We start from the raw sequence: 24763 nt of genomic DNA on the forward strand, positions 1-24763 counted from the left end.
ACAAAAGAGACACCCATCAAGGCGTGTCTTTTTTGCACTTTATATGGAGTCTAACCTGAGAAGAGTGCCTTACACTTGTTTAAATTCAATCCAGTCGATCTGCAAGCCTGGTTTGATGAAATCCAGTTTCAATTCATACAGGCCTGCTTCCAGTTCGATTTTCACAAGCTTCTGTCGGATCCATTTGCCTTCGGTTCCATTCGTTTGAATGGTCGTCATCAATTGATCATTCAGTGTCACATTACAAGCGCTTTGAGCCAGCTCAGGTTCTGGAGACATGATGTTGACAATGACCCGGTATTGTCCGGCCTGATCCACATTCATAAAGGTCGAACCGGTTACGGAAGGTTTTACCTGTGCATTTTGGGAGAGTGCTTGTGCTTGCTCCACCGGAAGAGATGGGTTCGCTTTAAACGTTTCGACCGTCTCCACAATCTCCTGCTTTCTGGAGAATACCGGTGCATGCATAATGAATTCACAAATATTCATAGCGGAGCGCTGAAGTTCTCCTCGGGTTAAGGAGCCATTTTCCAAGGACTCCAAGGTATTGTCTTCATAAGCATTGATTTCCGCCCCATAGTTACTAACCACCATATAAAGATCATTTTGGGCGCGAACCATCCAGTTCGTATATTTTCGATCCGCGGGACCTCCATGGGCAACATCATTCATAACAGCCCACCAATCCGTCATCACAATGCCTTTAAAGCCCCACTCCCCGCGAAGAATCGTGGTATTCAAGTCATAATTGGAAGCCGCCCAATGTCCATTAACGGGGTTATAGGAGGTCATTATCGAATTCGCACCGCCCTGCTTCACCGCAATCTCAAAACCTTTCAGATAAATCTCCCGAAGGGCACGTTCGGAGACGACCGCATCCACCTTACTGCGATACTTCTCCTGGTTGTTACAGGCGAAATGCTTCAGTGTGGCATTGGAGCCGCCTTTCATAATTCCCCGAGTGCATGCTGCTGCAAATACCCCGGAAATCAGCGGATCTTCTGAAAAGTACTCAAAGTTGCGTCCATTGAGCGGACTGCGACGGATATTCAAGCCGGGTCCAAGTAAGGCGTCTATGTTGTTTCTTAATAATTCCTGGCCTTCCATGACATACAATTCTTCGACCAGTTCCGCATTCCACGTTGCAGCAAGCAGGGTTCCGATGGCAACCTGAGTCGCTTTCTGCCCGCTATCCATCCGAATACCGGACGGTCCGTCTGACGTACAAGCAACAGGGATTCCGTAATTGAACAACTGATCACTTACGCCTCCGAAAGCCGATGCCGTACCCGGAGTCACGAGCGGACTGCTCATGCCTTCTCCTCTGACAATCGTAGCCAGATCCTGATCACTGAGCTGGGCGATAAAGGCCTCCATGCTGACTTTCTGTTCATATACATCTCTTAATTTATATCCTTGATTGCCGGTTTGCTCCAACGTTTCAGGAAGACTCTTCTCGATCCGATCCGCTAAAGAAATCTTTCGCTTCGGTGCCTCAACAGAGATAAGTTCATACGAACCGTCTTCCTTTCGAACGCCTGGTTTCATTCTTGTATAGCTTTCGGTCGGCGCCATCGCCTCTTGCAGCTGCTCCACAACCAGGAGAGTTTCCACGTTGTAACCGTTTTGTCCTTCAGTACCTATTTCCACCAGACTTTTGATACTGGATCCCACATAAAAGCGATACATCCCGGCTTCTAGCACATATGCAGATGTATACCCTGTCACACCGGAGTCATCGTAAGAGGCCATAGAAAGAACAGAGAAACTCACGGTAAGACACTGGGATTCACCCGGTTGAAGGACTTTTGTCTTTCCGAATGCTGCCAGTGCTTTAGCCGGCTGTCCCAACTTTCCTTGAGGCGCTTCGTAATAGACCTGCACGACCTCTTTTCCCGCAAAAGTGGTTCCCGTATTGGTTACGGTTACGTCAATTTCAACGTATTGTTCTCCTTTTTCGGTGGTCAGCTTGGCTTCCTCAGGCTCGATGGTAAAGGAGGTATAGGATTGACCATAACCAAATTCATACTGAACCTTATCCGGGCAAAACGTCTCAAAATAACGATATCCCACATAGATATCTTCCTGATAAACGTTTTTAAATTCATTGCCGTAATTGCGTGTAGAAGGATAATCCTCGATAGAATAAGCGATCGTATCCGTTAATTTGCCACTCGGTGTAACCTCTCCGGCCAGCACGTCGGCAATCGCATTGCCCCCTTCCATTCCACCCTGCCAAGAATAAATGGCACAAGGAATCGGGTGCACATAACTTTCATCGTTCATCCAGCTCATATCAATAATATTCGATACATTTAGCACAACGATGGTTTGTTCAAAATGGGCCGTTACCTGCTTCAGCATCCCTTTTTCTTCTGCTGTTAATTGGTAGCTTCCCGGCGCGTCCGCATTATCCTGATCTTCTCCCGCCGTACGTCCGATCACAATGATCGCCTTGTTCGATTTGCTTCTTGCCTCCGACACCAGCTCATCGGTTATAGGCATTTCCTTCTGGTGCCACGGCTCTGCGGCCCAGCCGCCGCCACCATTATCAAATGGATTTTGCTCGATCCACTTTTCATAGACAGCCGCCAGTTCTTCGTTGACGGTAAGGTTCTTTTTACTGCGAAGGCCGTCCAATAGGTTGGTCGTATAAGAAACATGGACGCTCCCGCCCGAACCTGTACCGCTGCGATAATAATTCACCTGGGTTCTACCAAAAATTGATACGCTTTCACCGTTTCCCAGCGGAAGCACCTGTCCTTCATTCTTTAACAGCACCGCGCCTTCTGCAGCTACCGTTCGACTAAATTCAGCAAAACCTTCTAATGGAACTCCCACATTCTGTGTGCTCAATTTGTTTCCCCCCGATTGTCATGTCCTATAAGAATCTTCTCTGAAGTATCAAAGCGATACTATTAATATACAAGCACTGCTCTTAGAAAAGCAAAATATACCACTCTTGTATCTTTACAATACGAAAAAAGACACCGGTTGAAGTGTCTTTAGTGCCCCTATCCAAAGATAATGGCGTTAATTTATTTGCGGCGGCGCTTCGTCATTCTTGTATACATCACCAAGGCGACAATTACCATTGCGAGTATACCCATATTACTTGCTGTTTCAGGCGCCATCCCTAGGAGGCTGCAAACGTTGGTAACCAAACTGTTAGTAAGAAACGCAACCAAAATCAGCATCAATGGACGCCAAACATTGTATCCTCTCATCCTGCCACACTCCAGACTCCATTTTTCATCTAGTGTCCATTATATCATCAAGGCCACCAAGGTACTATGTAATGAACATTTCACCCGTAATGACACGAACGCTACACATTCGATCTTCCGATTCTATTATTGTATGTTTGATGCAATTTCCACGAAAAAAAGCCCGGTAATCATACCGGGTCTCCGTTACTATATAGGATCAGCCCATGAGGACATCGCATTAAGTGAAAATATATTCTCCTGCACCAACCCGGATCGTTTTCCCTTTTAGCTTTATAGAATCCGTTTCAACAATCACCTGTTTGAATTGGTTTTCGTCCCCTTTTACGAAATCAAAAAACTTATCACCAATCTTAAGGGAGACGGTTGGCACTTTCGACTCTGCGGCAGACAATTGGAATATATCTGCCCAATGCTCAGCTGTTGCTGCTGGATCTGAGACACGGAATACCGCTCTTATGATCTCAGCATTACCAGCAGGATGAGGCTGAATGATGCCGGATGTCGTTAACCCTTCCAATCTTTCCGCATCAGTCCCTTTCCATTGAATAATAAACGGATAGACTAATCCTTGAAAATCACCATCAATGGTCATCATTCGCCACTCTATTAATCTACCCTTGTTATCCAGACGTTTACCATTCATAATAGGCGACAATGTTAAGCCTGCCGCTTCTAAAGAAGCAGCCATTTCTTCAATATCATCCGTTCGGATAACCACTCTACTCAAAACTTCATGCTCCGGTAATGCGTCAACCGCATCCTTTACCACACGGTTATGTTCCGTTGCCTTCGCTAATTCTAGATTCTCAATGCCTAGAAACTCGATATAGGTTAACCCAAAATAACTTAATGTATTAAAGGTTCCCCATTCCTTATGTGAACCTCCCCTGAAGGCAACTAACCCGTTTTTTCTAAAGATCTCAACCGGTTTGTCCAATTCATTGACATAATGAACCAGATGATCCCAATTTTTCATTGCCATTGTCTACCTCACTCCTAGCTCAGTTGTTCGCTTAACGGCTGCAATGACACTTCTTTGCAGACCAGCCGCGAAATCACTGCTATTCAGTTCGTATAGTCCATGAATACCTACACCGCCAGGCGAGTTATTAATATCTAGCAGTTGTCTTGGATGTAAACCCGTCTGCTCCAGCATGACGACAGCTCCAGTGATATTCTCTAGCGCAACCTTCCACGCTAGTTCCCGAGGCAATCCGGCAAGTACTCCGGCATCCGCAAGAGATTCAATGAAATAATAAATATAATTCGGACCAGCCACACCATAGCCAGTGAAAATATCAATGAATGCCTCGTCCAAATATTGTACTTTTCCAAAGCCGAGTAAGAAATGATCTACTTGATCTTGGGTTGCGTAGGCATTTAAGGCAACCCCGCTATAACCGTAACCCGTATCGGTTAACGTATTGGGAATGACTCGAATAATAGGACGTTCCGCTCCAAAATAGCCGGCCAGCTTCTGGGTCGTAATACCCGCCACAATCGAAACGATTGCGGCAGTTGGTGCAGCGAATTGATGTACAGCTTGTCCCAGTGCAGTCAAATTGTCCTGTGGTCGAACTGCAACCACAATCATATCTGCTGCAGCGAGACAATTCTCTTGAGAGCTATCCGTGTTCACACCGTAAGTCTTATTCAAAAAATGAAGGCGCGCCTCATTGATATCCGTCACACTGATCTGATCTGCACGTACAGTTTGATTGGATATACAAGCACGTATGATAGCCTCAGCCATTTGTCCGCCACCTATAAAGTGAATCTGCTTATTGGTCAACATGTCCACTTCCTTACTTAATTGTTATTCCAAGCTTCCGGCAGAATGAAACCATCATATTTCTCAAGCCCAGTGATATACTCTTCAAATTCTACTGACTCATAGGCAGCTTTCAAGTCTTTGGCCCACTGTGTGTTTTCATCAACCTTGTTTGTCGATACAATGATTCTGTGCTCCATTGGCGTATTTTCTATTTTCAATGCATCTGTAATCTTCTTGTCGCCGGAATTCGCTATATAATTTCCGTTTACAACTCCATAATCAACATCCTGCAGAGATACTAGAATTTGTGCAGGGTCCAGAATTTTAATATCAATATTGTACTTGTCAGGCTCCATGCTGTTGATGTTAAAGTCAGCCACACCCGCCCCTTCTTTAATCTTTATCCATCCCAGTTCTTCTAGAATACGAAGAGCACGCTCCTGGTTAACTGGATCACTCGGGACTGCAACGGTTGTACCATCTTTTACGTCATCGAGTGTGGTGTGGTTTATGGAGTAAAGACCTTGTGGTGCACCTGGCACATAAGCAATTCTAATCATATCCGCATTGATTTCTTTATTAATCGCCTCCATATACGCTGTACTTTGGAATATACTTGCGTCAATGGAGCCTTCCTTCATGGCCGGGTTTACCTGCATGTTTTGAGAGAAGGTTTTAATATCAACGGTGTAGCCTTGCTTCTCTAGAATCGGCAGAATGGATTGGCGGAATTGCTCTTCATACGTCCCAACACCAAAACCAACGACAAGCTCTTTCTTCTCCTCCAGTATTGCACCTGTATCGGAGCCCTGCGCTTCATCCTTACCACAAGCCGTCAACAACACTACGCATCCCATTAAAATAACAAGCAATAACTTTTTCATACCTTTGTCTCCTTTTCAAAAACAGATTTTTGTAGTTGTCTCAGAGCCTCATCGGTTACTGTAAGCGGAATTGCACAGTTTGGAGAAAGAATAAAAGGTTGATCTTTCATTAAGTTTAGAGCTTCCTTGGCTTGCGTTTGAATTTGTGAAATGTCATTTACAGCAAATAAGCCATGATCCACACCGCCTACCTTTGTTGCTTTCACAGCCGCATCCAGTCCCGGATTCCCATCAGCCTTTGTATCCCAGCTAATCCCGTCTATAGGGTAGTCGTTAAATCTCTCAGGCTGGGCATGTGCCCCGCAAGTATGAAGGACATTCTTTCCATAGCTCGCAGCCTCCAATACAATAGAATCATAGGGTCTGGAAAATTCATTAAACATCGCTTCATTAAACAAGCCTGGGTGGGCTGTACCTGTCACAGCATAGAATAGACCATTTGACCCCGCCTGCTTAAGCTCCTGTACATAATCGGCTAAGGTTAATGAAATGACATGTAACGCGTGATGCGCTGCTGCTCTATGCTCTTTGAACAAAGATTCCAATGTGACTGGATTCTCAATACCAAATACAGTGTTGGTTACATATGCAGATCGGCCTACAATAAACAGCAATACCGTTAAAGGTGAAAAGACCGTTTGGATCAAAGGTGTATCCGGCAGCCCTTGACGAATTTTCCTCACACTTTCTAATTGCTCTAATAGAGGAGCTGAAAATACAGCTTTTTTCACTTCAAGATCCCAAAGATTAGCGGCGGTTGGAATAACGGTCGTTTGCTGCCTAGGAAAAACGGTTTGATAGTCCCGAAAGTCATATACATTTCCCCAAGCTTCAGCTAAATAGGTTGCTCTAGGATTAATTTTGACCCAATCCCAATCATACTTTTTTGTAAACTTGATCGTCGTTTCTGCCAAATCCTTCGCATTTTGTTCTTTGTCGATGAAATGACGCCAGCCGCTGACAATCGGACGATCCGCCTGTTCACCGGATAATATAGCGTTAAATCGATCCTTTTGGGTCCATTCACTCATTTGGCGTTCTCCTCCCATTTCGTAAATTACTAATAGCGGCGAATCTTTCTCGCTAAAGTGTTTCCTAATGACTGAATACCTTGTACGAAAATAACCAAGATAATCACAGTAGCAACAACTACAACCGTATCAAATCGTTGGTGTCCATATACAATAGCCAAGTCTCCGACTCCACCACCGCCAACCGTTCCAGCCATCGCCGTTGCACCAATTAACCCAATGGTCGCAGTCGTTAAGGATAGGATTAACGATCCGATAGCCTCCGGTAATAAAAAGTACCAAATGACTTGAAACGGCGTAGCCCCCATCGCCTCTGCCGCTTCAAGAATTCCCGGATTTACTTCAAGCAAGGAGTTCTCTACCAAGCGTCCGATATAAGGTGCGATATAGATAATAAGCGGCACGATCGCTGCGCTTGTCCCAATCGAAGTATGAACAATCAATCGGGTAAACGGAACAATGGCGACGAGTAATATAATAAATGGCAAGGAGCGGATAATGTTGATAACGGGGTTCAAAATGGAATACAGCCATTTACTTTCCAAAACACCGCCTGGACGGGTGACCACTAGTAATATCCCAAACGGTATCCCAATTAAGGCTCCCACAAACAAGGACATCCCTACCATATAAAGGGTATCAGTGATCGCCTGCATAAATTGGTCAGCTGTAACTGTAGTTGAAAACATGCTTTTCCACCCCCTCAACACCGACTCCGTTATTTTTTAAGAAAGACAGAGCATTGTTAACCTCAGTTGCCTCTCCATTTAACTGAATAATCATTTTTCCTAATGTCGTTTCTTGAATTTCAGTCATATTTGCAAATAAAATATTGACCTTCACATCATATGAACGAATCATTTGATAGATTATAGGCTCAGAAGCGCATTGCCCTACTAATTCAAGCTTATAAAGCTGACTTCCAGGTTCAGTTTTTAAGGATTTTAACACGCTGTTAGTAATGCTATTTTGAATAACGGTTTTTACAAAGTTTTGCGTGGTCGGATGCTTCGGATGTCCGAATACCTCTAGAACACTTCCTTGCTCGATAATACGTCCCTCTTCCATCACTGCCACCTTGTTGCAAATCTCCTGAATGACAGACATCTCATGGGTGATGATCATAACCGTAATGTTGTATTCTGCATTGATTTGTTTTAATAACTGTAAAATAGATCGGGTCGTCTGTGGGTCTAACGCTGATGTCGCTTCATCACACAGGAGAATGGAGGGGTTCGAGGCAAGTGCTCTTGCGATCCCGACGCGCTGTTTCTGTCCGCCTGACAATTCACTCGGATAGCTGCCCGCTTTATCCCCCAGTCCAACAAACTTAAGCAGTTCCAGAACACGCTCACGAATTTCGTTTTTATTCTTTTTCAGCAAAACTAGGGGGATCGCCACATTATCAAATACTTTTTTCGATTCCAACAGGTTGAAATGCTGAAAGATCATTCCGATATTTTTTTTGGCGGCGCGAAGCTCTTTCACACTGTATGCTCCTAAATCATGACCCTCGACAAAAACCTGCCCTTTTGTAGGTCTTTCCAAATAATTAACTAAACGAATCAATGTACTCTTTCCGGCACCGCTATAACCGATAACCCCAAATATATCGCCTTTTTCGACCTTTAATTGGATCCCCTTCAAAGCCTCATTGGAGATGCCTTTTCGAGTGTACGTTTTATAAACATCCTTTAATTCAATCATATTCATCCTCTCATTTCGTTTCGGATTTGGGGCCACACTTCCCCTTCAGTCGCACCAGTGCTTGATCAGCCAGTAAAGCAAAATATTTGGCGGCTGGTAATATTGCAGCCTCATCTACATCGAAACGGGGATGATGCAGTGCATAAGCGGGACCTGCTCCGATATTCACAAAAGCACCGGGTATATTCTGTAAATACAGTGAGAAATCTTCACCTCCCATTTGCGGTGCAATATCAAACACCTCGTAACCTACCTGATTGGCAATCTCTTTTGTGAAATCAGCCCAGTACCCATCATTTATAGTGGCCGGCGGACCTGGAAACCAATGCAACCTAGCTTCAGCCCCGGCTGCTGCTGCGATTCCCTCTATGATACGAGTCATTTGGTCTGGAATCATACGGCGTAGCTCTTCATTATAGGTTCGAACTGTGCCTTCTAATTCAACAATCTCCGGCAGTACATTCCAAGTGAATCCCCCATTTATCCTGGTTACACTTAGCACAACCGGTTCCCTTGCGCCGCTCTGGCGGCTTACTATCGTTTGAAGCGATGTAATGATTTGAGCCGCTGTTACAATAGCATCAACACCGTTTTCCGGGTATGCCGCATGAGCTCCAACCCCTTTTACTGTAATCTCAAAACGGTCAACCCCTGCGGTTAAAGCTCCGGTCCTCGTTCCAAACGTTCCTACAGGTAAGTCTGGTGAGTTATGAAGACCAAATATAGCAGCCACCTCATCAAGACCTCCCGATGCTATGACGCTTTCAGCCCCGTGTCCGGTTTCTTCAGCAGGCTGAAACAATACTCTAACCCTCCCTTGCAGCTCTTCTTCACGAGCTTTTAGCAAGTACGCAGCACCTAAAATGGTAGCCGTGTGAAAATCATGACCGCATGCATGCATTTTTCCTGATATCTCTGACGCAAAAGGCAATCCGGTCTGTTCTTCAATCGGGAGAGCATCGATGTCACAGCGTATGGCTACGATCGGGCCTTCCTTACGTCCAATTTCTGCGATAAGTCCCGTCTTCAAAGGGAGGTCCAATAGTTGAATATTGGCATCTGTTAGCCATTTCCGCAGTTTCTCTGTTGTCTTAAACTCTTCGTAAGATAATTCAGGCTCTCGATGAAGGTTTCTTCGAACGTCAATTAATTGACGACGTAATGCTTGTTCATTCTCATCCGGCTGTTTAGTAGACATGTACTTCCTCCTAAAAGTTTTGTGAATGAAATGAATGTAATGTAATGTTTATTTCGTTATTATTTTCATTTCAGAGCTGGCAAATAGACCGGATAAAGCATGATCAAAATCGCCGATAATATCATCCGCATCCTCTAACCCGACCGAAATGCGAATTAATCCATCCGTAATCCCGAACTTAATTCTCTCTTCCTTTGGGATAGAAGCATGTGTCATCGATGCAGGATGCTGCACTAAGGTTTCCGGATCTCCTAAACTGAATGAAATCATAGCTAATTGAAGTGAGTTTATTAATTTTTTCCCCTCAACTAGGCCTCCCTTAACTTCGAAAGAAACAATACCCCCCATCCCCTTCATTTGCTCTTTGGCCAGCTTATGTTGAGGATGAGATTCTAATCCCGGATAAAACACTTTATCGATAGAGGGATGCGATTCGAGATATTCAGCAATTTTCTGGGCGTTGCTGCAATGTCTTTCTACACGCAAGGCCATTGTTTTCATTCCTCTTAATATTAAGAAGGAGTCCCAAGCATTTAAATGTTGGCCCAAATCTCCCATCAGTTTTTTTCTCATAAACTGGATAGTCTCTTTTTTTCCTACTATAAAACCAGCCAATACATCTCCATGACCATTAATATATTTTGTTGCACTATGGACCACAACATCGGCTCCAAGCTCCAAAGGCTTCTGTAAACAAGGGCTCATAAATGTGTTATCGACAATAACGGGCAGCTGATAGGATTTGCAGGCTTCTGTAATTTTTTTAATATCAAGGATTGTTAATTTGGGATTAGAAGGGGTTTCAATATAGACAGCTTTTGTATTTGGTTTAATAGCCTTAAGCATTGAATGTATATCCGTGCAATCTACGAAATCGAACTGTATACCAAATCGAGGTGCCAAGGATGTCAGAAAGTTATAGGTACCTCCATAAACATCCTTTGTCACAACGACATGGTCCCCTTGCTTCAAGAAGCCGAGCAACGCAATAGAGATTGCAGCCATTCCACTAGAAACTCCTAAAGCATCTTCTCCACCTTCTAAAGCAGCGATCTTTTTTTCCAATGTTCGGGAAGTAGGATTTCCATATCTTCCGTAATAGACACCCTCTGCCTCACCACACACAACTGCTGCTGCTGTTTCTGCATCAGGGAAGGCATAGGCAACTGCAGGTACGATACTTTGTGAGATGGCACCTGTTTGAGGGTCAGGAAACTGGTTTTCATGAATAATCATCGTATCCATACTCCATTTTGTTTTCATATAAAACTCAATCCTCCCCGTTCACTTGAATTCCTTTTAATCTCTCCAATGCAGAAGATAGACTGCTTAAGATATGATCTTGCATCGCTTTTTCCGCACCGTCCCCATTTCTGTCGACTATCATTTGTAAAATGAGGTTATGCTCTTCATCTGCCTGTGTGTTCCAATCCCCATGCATGGAAACAAATCGGCAATATCGAAGCGAATGATCCCTTAAGTGATTCAAGATACTCACAAATGTTTTCAGTTCACTCATTTCAGATAAATAATCATGAAATTCAAAGCCATACGAAACAAAGTCCTGATTATCGCCCAGCTGAAAGGATTGTTTCATTTTTTCTATCATTTTTGTTAAGTTGTGAATATCTTTATCAGTGGCATTTATAGCAGCATTTTTAGCAATATATCCTTCCAGCATGCTGCGAATAAGAAATATTTCTTCAACCTCTTTCATGGTTACTGACGCCACTTTCAACCTTCCATTAGGTTGTCGAACGAGGAATTCTTCATTCTCTAACCTTTGTATCGCCTCTCTTAATGGAGTGCGGCTAACTCCGAGCAAAGCTGCCAAATTCTCTTCATGTACAACCTGGTCAGGCCTCAACTCACTATCAATAATTTTTTGTTTGAGTGCAAAATAGGTATTATCCTTGGATAGTCTGCGTGTCCGCATAACAGAAGTGTTCATAGCCCATCTCCTAATCAATAATCTTCTAGCTCTTATACTCAAAAGTGTAATTGTATAATTGTATACAATTATTTATTTAGTCTTTCAGGCTTTAATTTCCCTTAGCTTGATAATATAACCGTAACCTCACACATCCCCCACTCATCTCGTGGAGTTAGCCTTATAATACATACAGAAAACGATATTGTCCACACTTTTATGTCATTTTTAATAACATTATAACAGTTTAACTTAAAATTTAAGATAATTATCAAAGAAATTTAACGTTACGGCGTTATATTATATTACATACATATTGCTATTTGGTAAACCAAAGGATTCCTCCTCTCGCGACATTTGAAACTGACTCCATCTAGACACCCTTATAGGGTGTCTTTTGTTTAACTCCATATGGAGCCGAGCTTACATTTTAAAGCTTTATCGTTTGAATCCTCCAGTTACTTCATTCCAACTAATCTCTAAAAAAGAAACATCATCACTGGCAGCATGATCATGTGAGGTATGTATCATCTGCCGAAGTTCTGCATCATCTGGAGGACGCCGCCATTTCTTGTATCCCATTAATCCGTCCGTGAAAACTTGGATGCAATTAGGCCCGCTTGCGTCTCTCTCAAGACTCACCGTTAGAATAGACGGCCCCTCCCCCAAAACCCCATCACAGCTTGACCAACGGTTCCAGTGGGAAATTTCTCCCGTTAACAGACCCGGTATTTCAGTGCCGTAATCAAAAAGGCGGATACCCGTATCCCCCAAACATGCAGCCGTGATCTGCCCTTTCTTTTGTGCAGCAGAATAGATAATTTTCCCACAGACAAATGTAGTCTCACTGCCCTTCATACGTTTCTCCTCCAATACCTCGCGGAAGAGGCCTCCAATATGAGTCGGGATTTCATGACGGTTGATCATTGCAGTTGCCTGAGCGGTCATTCGTTGCAAACTTGAACATAACCTATACTTTACGTATTCACTATCCATAGAATTGAAGCAATCCGATTCAGACATGAATTGCAGCAGCGCATCTCCTAAATATTTTGCTGCTAGATTTCCGTAATAGGACTGACTGACTCCGTCGCATACACAGAACATAATCCCATCATTCGTTACTTTGTAGGTTAGGTAGTCCTGACCGATATCATCCCCTTGCTGTGTCTCCCTGGAGCGGGCATAGGTATACCGGATGGCAAACGGGCCTGCTTGCAGTACTGACAGAGGATATTCCAATCGTTGGTCAATCTGAAACAATCTCATCTCTATCATCCCTGTCCTATCGTATCGGTGTAGCAGCAGACATCTGGAAGCCCAAAGATACCATTTCCGGGCTGCTGCCAGGGAGCATCATAACGACTCCGCTCTGTAGGGAATACGAGAATTCCGACATCATCTCGCGGTAGCTTTCCGGAAGCGAAGAAGACATATTTCTGAGTTTAACCGCGTAGTCATCCTTCAGGGCCATTTCGGGATGAATCCCCTTCCAGCTCCGCGGATCTTGAATCGATTCTTCAAGAAAATCATCATTAATAAATATATTCTCGACAAGTACTGAACCGTCCGGCACGCTCATCTGCATAATCCGTCTGGCCACTGGTTCGGGGTCTTCCCCGGTATGCGCGCCATCAGTCATATGGCAAATTAATGGGGCCGGGCATTTCTGCATACGGGGCAGCTCTTCCCTGAGCATTTCCTCAGCTCTTTTGAAGGCGCTAGCCGTATCTGTGAATCGTATGGGCGTGAGCTCTGGCAGTGTCCCCGTCCCGGCAATTTCATCTATCGCCTTGATGCCTCCCAGTAGGTCGTAAACCTCGTCGCTATATGCAAGAATTGCGATTCGATAACGTGCCGCAATTCGACTTCCCTTGGTGGAACGAAAGACCATTTGTTTTATGGCGGAAACCAATGCTTTTTTTACGACATCAATTCTTCTGACATTATTCATTTCCATGCCCATTGAAGCACTTACATCAATTAGGTAGATAATTAAGGCCGGGGTGCTCTGTGTAGCTTGAACAGTAAAGTTTTTTCTCGGGAGCAAACCACCAGTTAAATCTCCAGTTAACGGCGAGGATTCATTTTGCCGATTAATTCGAACAGTCGGTTCGACAACGGGCGCTTTGTCAGTCACTAATTTAGTAATAAACTCTAGCTGTTTTTTTACTTCGCGTGCGTTTTGAAACCTTTGATCCGGGTGAGATTCCAGCAATTTTTTGATCAGAATAACATATTCATAGGGAACCCCAGAAGGAATTAACTCAAAGGTGGAGTGCGTTGAAGAGTAATATTTTCCTCCGCTAAGCAGGAAGTATAACGTCGCACCCAATGAATACAAGTCGCTTCTGAGGTCAGTCTGCCGATTCTCCAACTGCTCCGGAGCAGCAAATACAAGCGTACCAAGCGCAACGGTGTCATTTAGCTGTCCCTGCTTGAAAGTTCTAGCAATGCCGAAGTCGATTAGCTTCAAATTGTCATACTCATCAACCATAATATTGGAGGGCTTTAGATCGCGAAAAATAATTGGTTTGGGCTGTTCATGCAAGTAATTCAGGATCTCACATAGCTGCATTGCGTATTTGAGCACATGCTGCATAGACAGCGGAGAGGCATGTTCACCGTATATTTCCTGAAGCGTGTGCCCATTCACATATTCCATCACCAGATAACATCTGCCTTCAGCATCCGGCTCGAAATAATCAGCCACTTTCAGAATGTAAGGGTGGGACAGCTCGCTGAGAATACGCACTTCGTCTAGGAACCTGCTAGTATCAGCTTCCTGATCGACGTTGATTTCCTTGACCGCCCAAAGCTTGTTATTTAACCTGGAATCCCGCACCCGGTAGACAGCACCCATACCCCCTCTGGCAATAAGCCCCTCCACCAGATATCTCCCACCAAGAACCTCTCCGTTCGTTAACATATTACATAGTCCCCAATCCCTGTATGATCCATAGCTTCCTGCTTCTTAAGTGAAAAGAAGGGCAACGGATTATCTCCATTACCCTATTCAGAACATACTATTTAAATTGGCTCGCATTACTATTGATGGAACTTTCGGCACTTTCGTATCCTTTTACTGTATTATCCAGGAAAGTGGCATAGGAAGTAATTACATTCTTATATTCCTCAAATCGCGGTTCCATTCCTTTAAACTTCTCACGAATCGTATTACTTGCTTCACTTTGCCAGGTAGCGGCAAGTCCGTTCATCTCGTTTTTAATTTCTTGCAGTCTGGCACTGAGACTTTCATTGATGGATCTAAGGGTTCCAGCCGTATTGGATACCTCGGGTAATGAAATATTAATTCCTTCTGTTGACATATCAGCAGCCTCCTTTTCTTAATTGGTTAATTTCTTAGCAGAATTAATTATTTCATTTTGTGTATCCCGATACAGTTTGGCGCTCTGCTTCAGAAAATCAGAATATTTTAAAAGCAGGTCGTGCATATTCTTGAAGTCATCTTCAAATCCTTGAATCTGAGTAACATATGCTGTATTGTCGGCCCCTTTCCAAGCGGAACCCATTCCATTTACCTCAGTGAATAACTTGTTGTATTGTGCTGCGTACTCCGCAGCTTGACTGTCCATCTTCTGTGCCGCTGAGTCCAGCCGCGCAGGGTCTACTACGATCTTAGCCATTCTTCCTGCCCCTTTCAGATATAAAGAATTAAAATTTATATTAACATCAGCATGGAGCCGTTACTCAAACCCAGCTCACGTGCCGACATGTTAACATCAAGCACTGTTCCAGTGGTCTTGTCGCAGATGACGGTATCCTGAGAGCTGGTAAAGAATCCCCCTGATACTTCCGTGACTGCGGCTATCATCAAACCTTCAATCTCAGACAGGCGAAGATCTTGAGGAATAAACACATCAAGTGTCTGGCTTATCGCCGGGATATACACCTCAATAATGATTTTATCCAACGGGTACCGCCTCCTCCCCGAGTGCACTACTACTCAGCAGCTTGACCAGAACAGCCTTGCCGCGATGCAGCACGTAACCGAAATCATCCCCAATCTCCCGGTACATTTCATTCGCAAATCTAGCTGTCTTCAGTTGATATTGATCGGTAAAGCCGTCTCCAATCCATATCCCTTCACCCGCAGCCACATGCTCCTTATACCAAGCCTCATAAGAAATTGTAGCAATATAAGCGGCTCGTTCAGCCAGAACAAAATGCACCTGGTAGGCCGTATCACCTTTATCAAGCAGAACCTTCCATTTATTCTTGGCATCCTCCGATAGCTTGGACATCAAGGCGGATACTGAAAGCACAATGACCGTTAGCTTCTCAAACGCAGGAACCGGCTGACCTGCAGCCATCGCATCCTTAAAGGCATTATTCCGCTTCACCAGCGTATTGAACAGTTCAATAACCATCTTCTCTGCAGCATCGCTCTGGTCATCGACATAACGGTAATGATCTCGGCGCCCTTCCATAAACCGCCCCTCGGCATCGAATACCAACAACTTGGAAGTCCCTTTCTCCGCGAGCACCTCAACTAGTCCCTGCACGAAAGCGGTCATGTCAAGATCCCGAGAAAGCACCAGCTGGATATAGGATTGGCTAAAGTCCATATAAGACACTTCAAGGCTCTCTTTCTCCACACCTACAGGAATCCATCCGTCCTTCCGCTGGTGAATATCTTTCTTTAGAAACGTAAGGTCAACCTTATCTGGTAATATCGGTACCCGTTCAGCCGCATTTCCCATCCATTGGTTCGCACAGCTGCTGCAGCTGCTTCGCAATTCGCTTAGCACGTTACCACCGTTTGATTGAATATGGGCTAGCTGAAATTCATATACATTGTCAGTCTTGAAGATTCCTCTGCCCTTCAGTTTCGAAGGGTAGATACCATCGACATTGCCCAGCACACCCGAATAATCGGAAGAATCGTTAAGCTGAAGCACAAACAACTGCTTGAAATTCTGTAGTGTTTTGTACCGTACAGCACCTGTGTTAAGTGCAGTCAGAACAAAATAAATACCATATTTCACGCCTTCTCTGCTCAACAGCGAGATGCTCTCTTCCTTGCCTTCAAAAAGCTCGGTAAATGCGGAATAGTTATGGATAATAACGGTTATCGAAGGCTCCTGTTCCGTACAGCTGCGGTTATAAGAGCGGAAGTCACCTCCAAACGGGGAGAACCGTTTCTTTCTAGCTACTATTTTTCGCTGAAGCATTTGGAACAGATTATTAACTTTTTCGGTATCGTGGGAGAACATCACATCGCCCACATGCGGCGATTCCGAGAATACCCCCAACGTTTCCGAGCCAAAGTCCAGGATATACATATTTATTTCATTTGGAGTATGCTGCTCTATCAGCGAAGTGATTAAAGTGGTCATAAAGACTGTTTTGCCGCTTCCCGCAGCCCCATAAATGATTGCGTTCCCATCCCGGGAAAGCGGAAAGGTCATAGCCAGCTGTCTTTGATTCACCGGATCATCCACTTCGCCGATCACAGGATTGATATCGCCGTAAGAATCCGTGTGATGCGGGTACTTCTTTTTCAATTCATCAAGATAAATAACAGCAGGAATCGGCTCCAACCACAGCGGCCGCACCTTAATGCCTTCTTCAACAGCTATTTGGGAGAGATATTCATTAATCTTATTGATCTGTTTGCTCGGATTATGGAATCTTCTTTTCCGCTTGTCTGCAGCTACCTGCTTCACAATACGGCCCAGATTATCAACTACCGTCAAGCTTTGATCCTTCGTTTGTTCCATCCGGTCCGCGGGATAATACGGTGCTCCAGCCCATGCGGATTGCCCCAGCTCAAACAATTCATTGAAGCCTACCTGAATATAAAACCTCCCGGTTACAGACAATTCGGCGGCATCCGGCCTTTTGATTACATCCATACTGTCAGCCCGCTCTTGGACCTTCAGTGAAATGCGGAATTTGCTGTTGCTCCAAATCTGGTCATCAACCACGCCGGCAGGCTTCTGGGTTGCCAGAATTAGATGTATGCCCAGGCTTCGTCCGATGCGCGCTGCGCTTACCAGCTGTTCCATGAATTCCGGCTGTTGGGTTTTCAACTCGGCGAATTCATCAGAAATAATGAACAGATGTTGAAGCGGCTCTGTAACTTGGCCTTCCCGGAAGAGCTTCTGGTATTTATAAATATCGATGTTGCTTAATCCCAATCGGCTATTAATGTCCTGAAAAATAGACTGACGCCGCTTAAGCTCGCTCTGGATTGAAATTAGCGAACGCTTCACCGCAGCGCCGTCCAGATTAGTTATCGTTCCCACTAGGTGAGGCAGACCCGTAAACGCGCTTGCCATTCCCCCACCCTTATAGTCGATTAGTATAAAAGCAACCTCTTGCGGATGATAATTTACAGCCAATGACAATATATAGGTCATTATAAATTCACTTTTTCCTGAGCCTGTCATCCCGGCGATTAATCCGTGCGGACCGTGGAACTTTTCATGAAGATCAAGATTAAATAAGGCTCCTGAGGTATCCACACCGATAGGAGTTTCAAGAGACAGTACCGGATCGTTATCCTTCCAACGGGTCAAGGCGTTAAGGTGCTCCACCTTACCGACCTCAAACATATCCAGAAACGTCAACATATCCGGCAGGTTGTACTTGGAGCCCGACGTGTCGAGCCTAATATTGGCCAGATGGACAGCAAGTGCAAGCTCGTTACTGGTTTCATAAGGATCAGGGCAGAAAGATATTGAATTTCCAGAAATATCATCTTTGTCATAAATTTTTGAATTTTCTCCGTCACACTCAATGACCAGGGAGCACTCTTTAGGGAGATTCATCAGCTGATCATAAAGATGTAGGATACTGAATCCGAGATTTTTTTTCTGCTTTAATAATCCATTGATTATTTCCGCTTTGCCCGCTAGATGCCTGTCTGCAGCTATAATCACGTAATAAGGCACCACATCCTGAATTGCTTCATCAGAGGAGAGATTCTCCCGAGAGGACAGCTCCTTCTCCAAATAAGCGGATAACTCCTTCACTTCATTTAATCGGGATGCGACAAACCGCAGACTTCCTTCTTCATTCCATACATGGGGAAGCCATTTCACAAATTCCCAGATACCCTGTTCTTTGGTGTCATAGAGGAATACGAGCTTTAGCTCGTCATAGCTGTGAAGAGCGGTAAGTTGCAGAATAAATTGTTTTGTAAGCGTCACGGTAGCTTCTCTGTTTCCGATAATCCCGGTTACCCAATCCTCAGTCAATGACAGTGGCAATGGCACGTTATTTAGGAACTTAGGTTCTTCGATAAGAGTGTTCAATTCCTCTTGAAGCTCATCTTCATCCAGAGTAAATCTTTTTTCCGGATGTTTTATTTCGGCCTGCAAAGCAACGGCCCCAAGGCCCAGTCTAAGCGTTAAAAAGTCATTATGTGTGCGAGTTCGCTCCCATAGATTACGCTGCTGCTGTTCTATACGGGTAATACAGTCGCCTACAGTAACGAGGTTCTCATGCAGAATGTCACTCTGATGCACACACTCCTCAGCAATTTGCAGTCGAAGATGCTCCAAATACTCCTTGTATTTCACATTTCTGTTCTGTTCACGAAGTCTTCGCCGCTTACTTTCATGTTTTCTGGCCAAAATAGGCCATAATATTGTGCCAAGCAGCATACTCACTGACATTACCAGCGTTGGCATGGCATTTCTGACACTGCCTCCGGTATTAAGTACGGTCTGGAGCGTGAACAAACCTGTAAAGAGCGAGGCCATACCCATGGTGATGGACGGACCCAGCATTAACATGATCGGCAGTTGCTCCATATTACCGAGAGAGGGTGGAGGATCAATCACGAACTCCGCCTTCTTTATATCCCGCTTGAACCGCGGGGAACGGTAGAACCAGTCCTGGGAAGATGAGATCTCCTCCAGTTCCTCCTCTTCCTCTGCCACAGCAGCAACAGCCTGCTTAATGTAGGGATAAAAGACGGAGTTTTTGCTTTTAAGCTGCCCATCCGGATTGTTCACGGCGATAAAATCGAGACCCATAATCATTCTGAGACCGATAATATAAATCACATCACCCGGCCTCAACACTTTGCTTGTGACCCGTTCTCCGTTTACAAACGTTCCGTTTGCACTGTTCTGGTCCTGAATCGTTATAATAGCGCCATTGATCAGCAGTTCTGCATGAATGGATGAAGTATACTTATTGGCATAGTGAAGATCACAACTCTCTGCCCGTCCAATGGTTATTCTGCTGGATGCAGGAAGCCTCAGCTTCTTGAAGGTATTTCTGTCCGCAGAAACAGGCTCGGAAAATAACACAACATACTCATCTGTTCTCGTGAGATGAATATGGTATATATTCATGGGTTCAACGGCTATTTCCTTGACCGTGGACCTGTTGTCATCCAGAATAACCGCCTGCTTATTGGATTTTAAAATCCAATTCCCTTCTATGCCTTCCACACTGATGATGTTTTCTTCATAATTCTGATCATTTCTTTGCGTGATCCAGTATTTTCCCTTCTGTTTCTTAGGAAGAACACAGGTATAGATAACCGTGTCTTTAAGCAGTGATAACTGCATTCCTACCTCCACTCCCTATTAGAACTCTCTAAAAAACTCCGCTCTGGCTTCTTAGAGTAGTACTATTTGATAAATACAGGATCAAACATGGCAAATTCCACTTTGGCATCGCCGACACTACTCATCGTAAAAGTAATCTTATCAACATAACGAAGTGGCACAATCAAATTGGTGAGACTTTGCTTGGAGGTATAGTTATACGTCCCGTATAAGGTTGTTTGTCCCGCCTTATCCGTTGTATAGACGGTAAGAGTGATTGGTTGCGTACTCATGTTACCTAATTGGTGCTGAATCACACCCGCCTTTGCATTAAACTGTCTATACTTTTCATCCACCTGATATGTAATCTTTACTTGTCCCTTGCTATCCGGGGTATTATCACCTAACATCGCATACATATAATTGGAGTGGGTTGTCCCCTTCTGATCTCTAATTATTGTGCTGCTATCATACGCAACGGAGCTCAATGCACTTGTATTAACAACATCGGAAGCAGCAATTAAATAATCTATTCCCGGTCCAACAGCGCCGCCGGTTGCATAAACCTTCTTACCCGTTGAATTTAGAGTTATAGTCTTTCCATCACTGGAACGAGAAGGTGTGTAGCCCATGTCAGACAGCATGTAGCTTGGAAAATAGGCGTATCCCTGAAAGGTAAACGGTTTGTTTTGGCTATTAACGGTAATCTTTTTCCCATCTACTTCAACATTGTTAATGTTAAATAAGGCCCCTTTTAAATCTGCCGCAAATACAGTAACACCTCCGAACAATATTGCGCCACACACAAAGCCTGAGATAAACTTCTTCATGTCAATTCCTCCTTAACATAATATGGGCTTCACCCTTCGATTAGTTTTGTACAACGCTGGCCCCCAGAAAGCTGATGCCAATTCATTTAACTACTCTCCTGTAAGCTCTCTTAACATTCTTAGCGCCAGACTGTTATGACTGTCCAGTGCCTTCAATTGTTTAGATAGACGAATAACCTTCTCCGTATCGTCTTCAACGTTGTAAGCATTAAAAATACTATCCTCAAGAGCTTTGATTTTTTGATCCTTCGATATTGGCTTCACTGTTGCCACCGATTTCGTAGCCGTCGGTTTTTTTGTCGGCTTAACCGTTGGTTTTGCAGTTGGTTTAGTGGTTGGAGCAGTCGGTTTCTTTGACGGTTTTACGCTTAGCTTGGCCGTTGGCTGAATGGTCGGTTTGGCCACCAATGTAGCAGTCGGCTGACTGGAAGGCAAAGCAGGCTGCGGAGTCGCTGTTTCCTCGGCTATAACTTGATCTACTGCGGAAACAGCATTCACTGTTTCAGACGGAGTAGGCTCTGAAGTCTGGGCAACTGCATTCATTAATGGCTCTTTAGAGTCGGAATCACGCATCATTCCGCGTACAGTCAGACCTCCGCCGAGGAGAATAGCCGATGCCAATGCAACAATTATTCCGGCTCTCCATTTCCTCCTTACAGGTGGTTCTTCAGACTCTGGGGTTACCACTTGCAGTTGCTGCTTGGCGATCAGAGACTGGATTACGGCTGCCGCAGCTTCTATTTCATAGCGGACTGCAGAATTAACAAGAGGACTAGCAAGTAATGCTGTATAGGCCGCCAGTGCCCCATTCAAGTCTCCTTCACTTTCCAGCATTCTTGCCCTGCTTAACCCTGCTTCACTCCATTCCGGTAATACCTCGGCTGGAACCGGATGATGAAGCGGAAGGAGAGCCTCCGAATCTACTACATTCCCTGCTGGAATTTCAGGAATTACTATATTTTTAAAACTGACAGATGATAGTGCGATGAACCACTCTCCGAATGCCGGACATTGATACAGCGCATCACTATTCCATGCTTTGCGAAAAAGTCTAGCAACTTCGTTCCCGTAAGTTTCCACCAGCACCTTGTTGATCAAGACTACTCGGTCATGATCCTCCTCCATGCGCTCCGGATCAAAATAGCTCTCACCCCAGGCTGCTTCTCTGATCTCCGGATGAAACCAAACTAACATCTCTGCAAGCAATATGCTGCCGGAATAACGGTCGGCATATTTGTTCCAGAGATGCTGGTATTCGCTTCTTCTAGAAGAGTATCCGGGTGATCCTGTTGCCAGATATTCGGGTCTGTCGAGCTGAACCGCAAACATCTGCTCCATATCAATGAGCTGAATCCATGATTTGACTAATGGTGTTATCTCATGCAAGAGTCCGGGAATCATAACGTTCGAACCCGATAAATCTCCATGCGCCAACCCGCGCTGTTCCATGAAAGATAATACCTCAGCCAAGGATTTAGCGGTATGGAGCGCAGTATCCTTCGTGAAATCCCTTTTATCCAGCATGATATCCATCCAGGTTGGGCCATTGATCCATGGCATAAGAACCGCATACAACAGCTCGGAATGAGTTCCCAATAGTTCCATGTCCCGCTGTGGAATCAGCACAGAACGTTCACAGACTTGAAGACCCTCAATCTTAGAAAATACTGCAAGCTGCTCCGATAAATAGACATTGGAAGGCTGCCGGAAGGCGGGTTTGAATACCTTCAGTGCCTTGGAGAGGCCATCCTGTACACTGGTGAGTTTATATACCGTTCCTTGTCTACCCTCTTGACCGTAAGGAATTTCAATAAAGAATGGATGCCCCTGAACGGCATAAACCTTGCCGTCGATCACCAATTCATCATTTGTTTCTGGATTGAATGCCATCTAATTTTTCCCCTCTAAATTTGGCTCAACTCGTTGATAACCGACCTGTACCGGCCAGATACCTGAATCAATTTTTGTGAGCATAGAGACGCGCCTATACCTTTAAACTCTCTTTCCACTTCTCCGGAAATACTCTCTAACTCCATGCAGACTGATTGCAGGCGTGCGTTAATTTCTCTAATCTCATTTTGAATCCGTTCTCGTTCCCGTTGACGCTCACGTTGACGTTCTCTTTCCTGTTCCACTAAATTCAACATACCTTCAGTGCCTCCTATCAGAACATATTCGCTTGCTGATTCAGTTTGTACTCCGTAGACTGCAGCAGTTCACGACTGTTGTTCAAATACTGCATACACTGGCCTAGCTGGTTTGTGTGTCCAGTAAAGTAATCAGCTTTAAGCAAATGTCCCAGGTCCAATAAACTAATACGCCTATATAAAGAGTCAATCACATCATTAATGTCCTCTACCTGCCTGCCTAAACTAGACAGTCTCTGGGCGTAATGGGTTAACCGCATGAGATCTACTGACAAGTGATCTTCTTCTATAAAAGCAGAACGGGCTCCATAAGCTTCGCGAACGAGAGTTAACCATTTTGTCGCTTTTATTATCACTCCGTCAAACCAGCTAGAGATGCTTCCAATTTGCTCTTGGCTCCAAAGATTCAGTTTTTTCAATTGCGCAACGCAGCCATCTTTGATTGCTATGGCAACCTGCTTAGAACCTTTCTCCAGCATTACAAGAGATTGTTTAATGGAATCAACCACAAAATAGCCGTATCTCTTTATCCCGACCATTTCGAGAATAGTAGATATCCCTGCGAGCGAATCCGCAACAATCTGAATCGCGGCGATCGAAACTGTGATCTCCAGATCACGTTGCCTCTGCATCCATTGATCCATTGCCGTCGGTTTTCTGGCATTGTAGAGGTTCCCGGAAGATTCAAAATCAACGGAACTTAGGGAGTGCGGCCCAAACATACCATGGGTTCCCTCTTTGGTTTTCACAACAAGATCTACATAATCTACATAGCCGAGCGAACTGACAATGTCGCCCTCATGTACAATGAATGTATATCTGTCGCCTCTTAGTTCATTCTTCTGGCGTTCAGTGAGGTCATACCAGTAGACTGGCTGTCCGTTTACACTATACCCATAAACATCCTTATCAAGGTTGTTCAAGAATACTTCCGTAGCAAGATTATTACCTTTGGAGTGACCATAGAACGAGTATGTAATATCAAGTGGCTTACCATGAGCATCGGTCGAATATTTTTCAAAGAATGCATTAGCCTGTATTACCTGCCGTGAAGTTCCGGATATAGTGGAGTCAAAATTATCCGTCCAGTCAGCAAGTCCATCCAATAAATTATCGGTATCCTCGCGCTCACTGCCTCGGTATAAAAACCCTCGGTTTCCACTACTATCTTCCAGTGCATACCCTACAAAACCAGTACTTGCTTCATTCCCTTTGACTCTTAACCGATTGGCATTCTCATATCCAACCAGCTTAACATCACGTAAAGATCCGTTTATACCGATAATATCAGCGTAACTATTCTGCAAAGTTGTAATTTTCTCTTGGGCTTCCTCATTTCCTTCACTAAATTTCAGAGCCGATTTAAGCGCTTCATCTATTGTTTTATAATCATTAGGTTCTAGATTCGAGCTCTTTACATCTAAATCGATATAGGATAACTCTAAAAGGAAGTATTTTTCTCTGTTCGTTAGATCATTTACATTGATCGACATAACCTCAC

At 44.4% G+C, this 24763-nt stretch carries 21 protein-coding genes and 1 pseudogene; all 22 read right to left on the reverse strand.

Annotated elements, in window-relative coordinates:
- Positions 1–69: 69 nt before the first annotated feature.
- A complete protein-coding gene (locus J2T20_RS14800) occupies positions 70–2856 on the reverse strand; it encodes a glycoside hydrolase family 3 C-terminal domain-containing protein (protein ID WP_307589573.1) in 2787 nt (928 codons plus the stop codon).
- A gap of 182 nt (positions 2857–3038) precedes the next feature.
- Complete coding sequence (locus tag J2T20_RS14805; protein WP_307589575.1) at positions 3039–3227, reverse strand: hypothetical protein; 189 nt, start codon at positions 3225–3227, stop codon at positions 3039–3041.
- A gap of 220 nt (positions 3228–3447) precedes the next feature.
- Complete coding sequence (locus J2T20_RS14810) at positions 3448–4212, reverse strand: VOC family protein (RefSeq protein ID WP_307589577.1); 765 nt, start codon at positions 4210–4212, stop codon at positions 3448–3450.
- Between the two features lie 3 nt (positions 4213–4215).
- Complete coding sequence (gene proC / locus J2T20_RS14815; RefSeq protein ID WP_307589579.1) at positions 4216–5025, reverse strand: pyrroline-5-carboxylate reductase; 810 nt, start codon at positions 5023–5025, stop codon at positions 4216–4218.
- A 14-nt stretch (positions 5026–5039) separates the two neighbouring features.
- Positions 5040–5888 carry a MetQ/NlpA family ABC transporter substrate-binding protein gene (locus J2T20_RS14820; RefSeq protein WP_307589581.1) on the reverse strand — a complete coding sequence of 283 codons (849 nt, stop codon included), beginning with the start codon at positions 5886–5888 and terminating at the stop codon, positions 5040–5042.
- Positions 5885–6919: a uroporphyrinogen decarboxylase family protein gene (locus tag J2T20_RS14825; protein WP_307589582.1), complete on the reverse strand. Its 1035-nt coding sequence runs from the start codon at positions 6917–6919 to the stop codon at positions 5885–5887. Before J2T20_RS14825 ends, J2T20_RS14820 begins: the two co-directional genes overlap by 4 nt.
- Positions 6920–6948: 29 nt before the next feature.
- Positions 6949–7608, reverse strand: coding sequence for a methionine ABC transporter permease (locus J2T20_RS14830; protein ID WP_307589583.1), 660 nt, complete (start codon positions 7606–7608; stop codon positions 6949–6951).
- Positions 7583–8626, reverse strand: coding sequence for a methionine ABC transporter ATP-binding protein (locus J2T20_RS14835; RefSeq protein WP_307589585.1), 1044 nt, complete (start codon positions 8624–8626; stop codon positions 7583–7585). Before J2T20_RS14835 ends, J2T20_RS14830 begins: the two co-directional genes overlap by 26 nt.
- 10 nt (positions 8627–8636) lie before the next feature.
- Positions 8637–9824: an amidohydrolase gene (locus tag J2T20_RS14840; RefSeq protein ID WP_307589587.1), complete on the reverse strand. Its 1188-nt coding sequence runs from the start codon at positions 9822–9824 to the stop codon at positions 8637–8639.
- Positions 9825–9872: 48 nt separating this feature from the next.
- On the reverse strand, positions 9873–11087 hold the full coding sequence (locus J2T20_RS14845; protein WP_307589589.1) for a trans-sulfuration enzyme family protein: 1215 nt from the start codon (positions 11085–11087) through the stop codon (positions 9873–9875).
- A 7-nt stretch (positions 11088–11094) separates the two neighbouring features.
- Positions 11095–11775: a GntR family transcriptional regulator gene (locus J2T20_RS14850; protein WP_307589590.1), complete on the reverse strand. Its 681-nt coding sequence runs from the start codon at positions 11773–11775 to the stop codon at positions 11095–11097.
- Between the two features lie 417 nt (positions 11776–12192).
- On the reverse strand, positions 12193–13023 hold the full coding sequence (locus J2T20_RS14855; RefSeq protein WP_307589592.1) for a hypothetical protein: 831 nt from the start codon (positions 13021–13023) through the stop codon (positions 12193–12195).
- Positions 13024–13039: 16 nt separating this feature from the next.
- Positions 13040–13804, reverse strand: a complete 765-nt coding sequence (locus tag J2T20_RS14860; RefSeq protein ID WP_373457808.1) for a vWA domain-containing protein — start codon at positions 13802–13804, stop codon at positions 13040–13042.
- Positions 13805–13951: 147 nt separating this feature from the next.
- Positions 13952–14683: pseudogene (locus J2T20_RS14865) on the reverse strand (serine/threonine protein kinase); the annotation flags it as partial.
- A gap of 97 nt (positions 14684–14780) precedes the next feature.
- A complete protein-coding gene (locus J2T20_RS14870) occupies positions 14781–15083 on the reverse strand; it encodes a pore-forming ESAT-6 family protein (RefSeq protein ID WP_307589594.1) in 303 nt (100 codons plus the stop codon).
- A gap of 18 nt (positions 15084–15101) precedes the next feature.
- On the reverse strand, positions 15102–15401 hold the full coding sequence (locus tag J2T20_RS14875) for a WXG100 family type VII secretion target (protein WP_307589596.1): 300 nt from the start codon (positions 15399–15401) through the stop codon (positions 15102–15104).
- 35 nt (positions 15402–15436) lie between these two features.
- Positions 15437–15688 (reverse strand): methyltransferase, encoded by a 252-nt coding sequence (locus J2T20_RS14880; RefSeq protein WP_307589599.1) that lies wholly within the window; start codon positions 15686–15688, stop codon positions 15437–15439.
- Positions 15681–20306 (reverse strand): type VII secretion protein EssC, encoded by a 4626-nt coding sequence (gene essC, locus J2T20_RS14885; RefSeq protein ID WP_307589601.1) that lies wholly within the window; start codon positions 20304–20306, stop codon positions 15681–15683. The genes J2T20_RS14880 and essC overlap by 8 nt, the downstream gene beginning before the upstream one ends.
- 62 nt (positions 20307–20368) lie before the next feature.
- Entirely contained in the window at positions 20369–21115 is a 747-nt protein-coding gene (locus J2T20_RS14890; RefSeq protein WP_307589603.1) for a hypothetical protein, read from the reverse strand.
- 90 nt (positions 21116–21205) lie between these two features.
- Positions 21206–23005 carry a hypothetical protein gene (locus J2T20_RS14895; RefSeq protein WP_307589604.1) on the reverse strand — a complete coding sequence of 600 codons (1800 nt, stop codon included), beginning with the start codon at positions 23003–23005 and terminating at the stop codon, positions 21206–21208.
- Positions 23006–23019: 14 nt separating this feature from the next.
- The gene (locus tag J2T20_RS14900) at positions 23020–23262 is read right to left on the reverse strand and encodes a hypothetical protein (RefSeq protein WP_307589606.1); all 243 of its coding nucleotides are present in this window, start codon (positions 23260–23262) and stop codon (positions 23020–23022) included.
- A 17-nt stretch (positions 23263–23279) separates the two neighbouring features.
- Positions 23280–24755 carry a DUF6792 domain-containing protein gene (locus tag J2T20_RS14905; RefSeq protein ID WP_307589608.1) on the reverse strand — a complete coding sequence of 492 codons (1476 nt, stop codon included), beginning with the start codon at positions 24753–24755 and terminating at the stop codon, positions 23280–23282.
- Positions 24756–24763 lie beyond the last annotated feature (8 nt).

It is taken from the genome of Paenibacillus wynnii, from assembly GCF_030812855.1.
Classification (GTDB): Bacteria; Bacillota; Bacilli; order Paenibacillales; family Paenibacillaceae; genus Paenibacillus_AQ; species Paenibacillus_AQ wynnii_A.

Bases quoted from the DNA above. Each gene is read 5' to 3' on its own strand.
- J2T20_RS14805 (WP_307589575.1), bottom strand. From the start codon at position 3,227: ATGAGAGGATACAATGTTTGGCGTCCATTGATGCTGATTTTGGTTGCG.
- J2T20_RS14810 (WP_307589577.1), bottom strand. From the start codon at position 4,212: ATGGCAATGAAAAATTGGGATCATCTGGTTCATTATGTCAATGAATTG.
- proC (WP_307589579.1), bottom strand. From the start codon at position 5,025: ATGTTGACCAATAAGCAGATTCACTTTATAGGTGGCGGACAAATGGCT.
- J2T20_RS14820 (WP_307589581.1), bottom strand. From the start codon at position 5,888: ATGAAAAAGTTATTGCTTGTTATTTTAATGGGATGCGTAGTGTTGTTG.
- J2T20_RS14825 (WP_307589582.1), bottom strand. From the start codon at position 6,919: ATGAGTGAATGGACCCAAAAGGATCGATTTAACGCTATATTATCCGGT.
- J2T20_RS14830 (WP_307589583.1), bottom strand. From the start codon at position 7,608: ATGTTTTCAACTACAGTTACAGCTGACCAATTTATGCAGGCGATCACT.
- J2T20_RS14835 (WP_307589585.1), bottom strand. From the start codon at position 8,626: ATGATTGAATTAAAGGATGTTTATAAAACGTACACTCGAAAAGGCATC.
- J2T20_RS14840 (WP_307589587.1), bottom strand. From the start codon at position 9,824: ATGTCTACTAAACAGCCGGATGAGAATGAACAAGCATTACGTCGTCAA.
- J2T20_RS14845 (WP_307589589.1), bottom strand. From the start codon at position 11,087: ATGAAAACAAAATGGAGTATGGATACGATGATTATTCATGAAAACCAG.
- J2T20_RS14850 (WP_307589590.1), bottom strand. From the start codon at position 11,775: ATGAACACTTCTGTTATGCGGACACGCAGACTATCCAAGGATAATACC.
- J2T20_RS14855 (WP_307589592.1), bottom strand. From the start codon at position 13,023: ATGAGATTGTTTCAGATTGACCAACGATTGGAATATCCTCTGTCAGTA.
- J2T20_RS14870 (WP_307589594.1), bottom strand. From the start codon at position 15,083: ATGTCAACAGAAGGAATTAATATTTCATTACCCGAGGTATCCAATACG.
- J2T20_RS14875 (WP_307589596.1), bottom strand. From the start codon at position 15,401: ATGGCTAAGATCGTAGTAGACCCTGCGCGGCTGGACTCAGCGGCACAG.
- essC (WP_307589601.1), bottom strand. From the start codon at position 20,306: ATGCAGTTATCACTGCTTAAAGACACGGTTATCTATACCTGTGTTCTT.
- J2T20_RS14890 (WP_307589603.1), bottom strand. From the start codon at position 21,115: ATGAAGAAGTTTATCTCAGGCTTTGTGTGTGGCGCAATATTGTTCGGA.
- J2T20_RS14895 (WP_307589604.1), bottom strand. From the start codon at position 23,005: ATGGCATTCAATCCAGAAACAAATGATGAATTGGTGATCGACGGCAAG.
- J2T20_RS14900 (WP_307589606.1), bottom strand. From the start codon at position 23,262: ATGTTGAATTTAGTGGAACAGGAAAGAGAACGTCAACGTGAGCGTCAA.
- J2T20_RS14905 (WP_307589608.1), bottom strand. From the start codon at position 24,755: ATGTCGATCAATGTAAATGATCTAACGAACAGAGAAAAATACTTCCTT.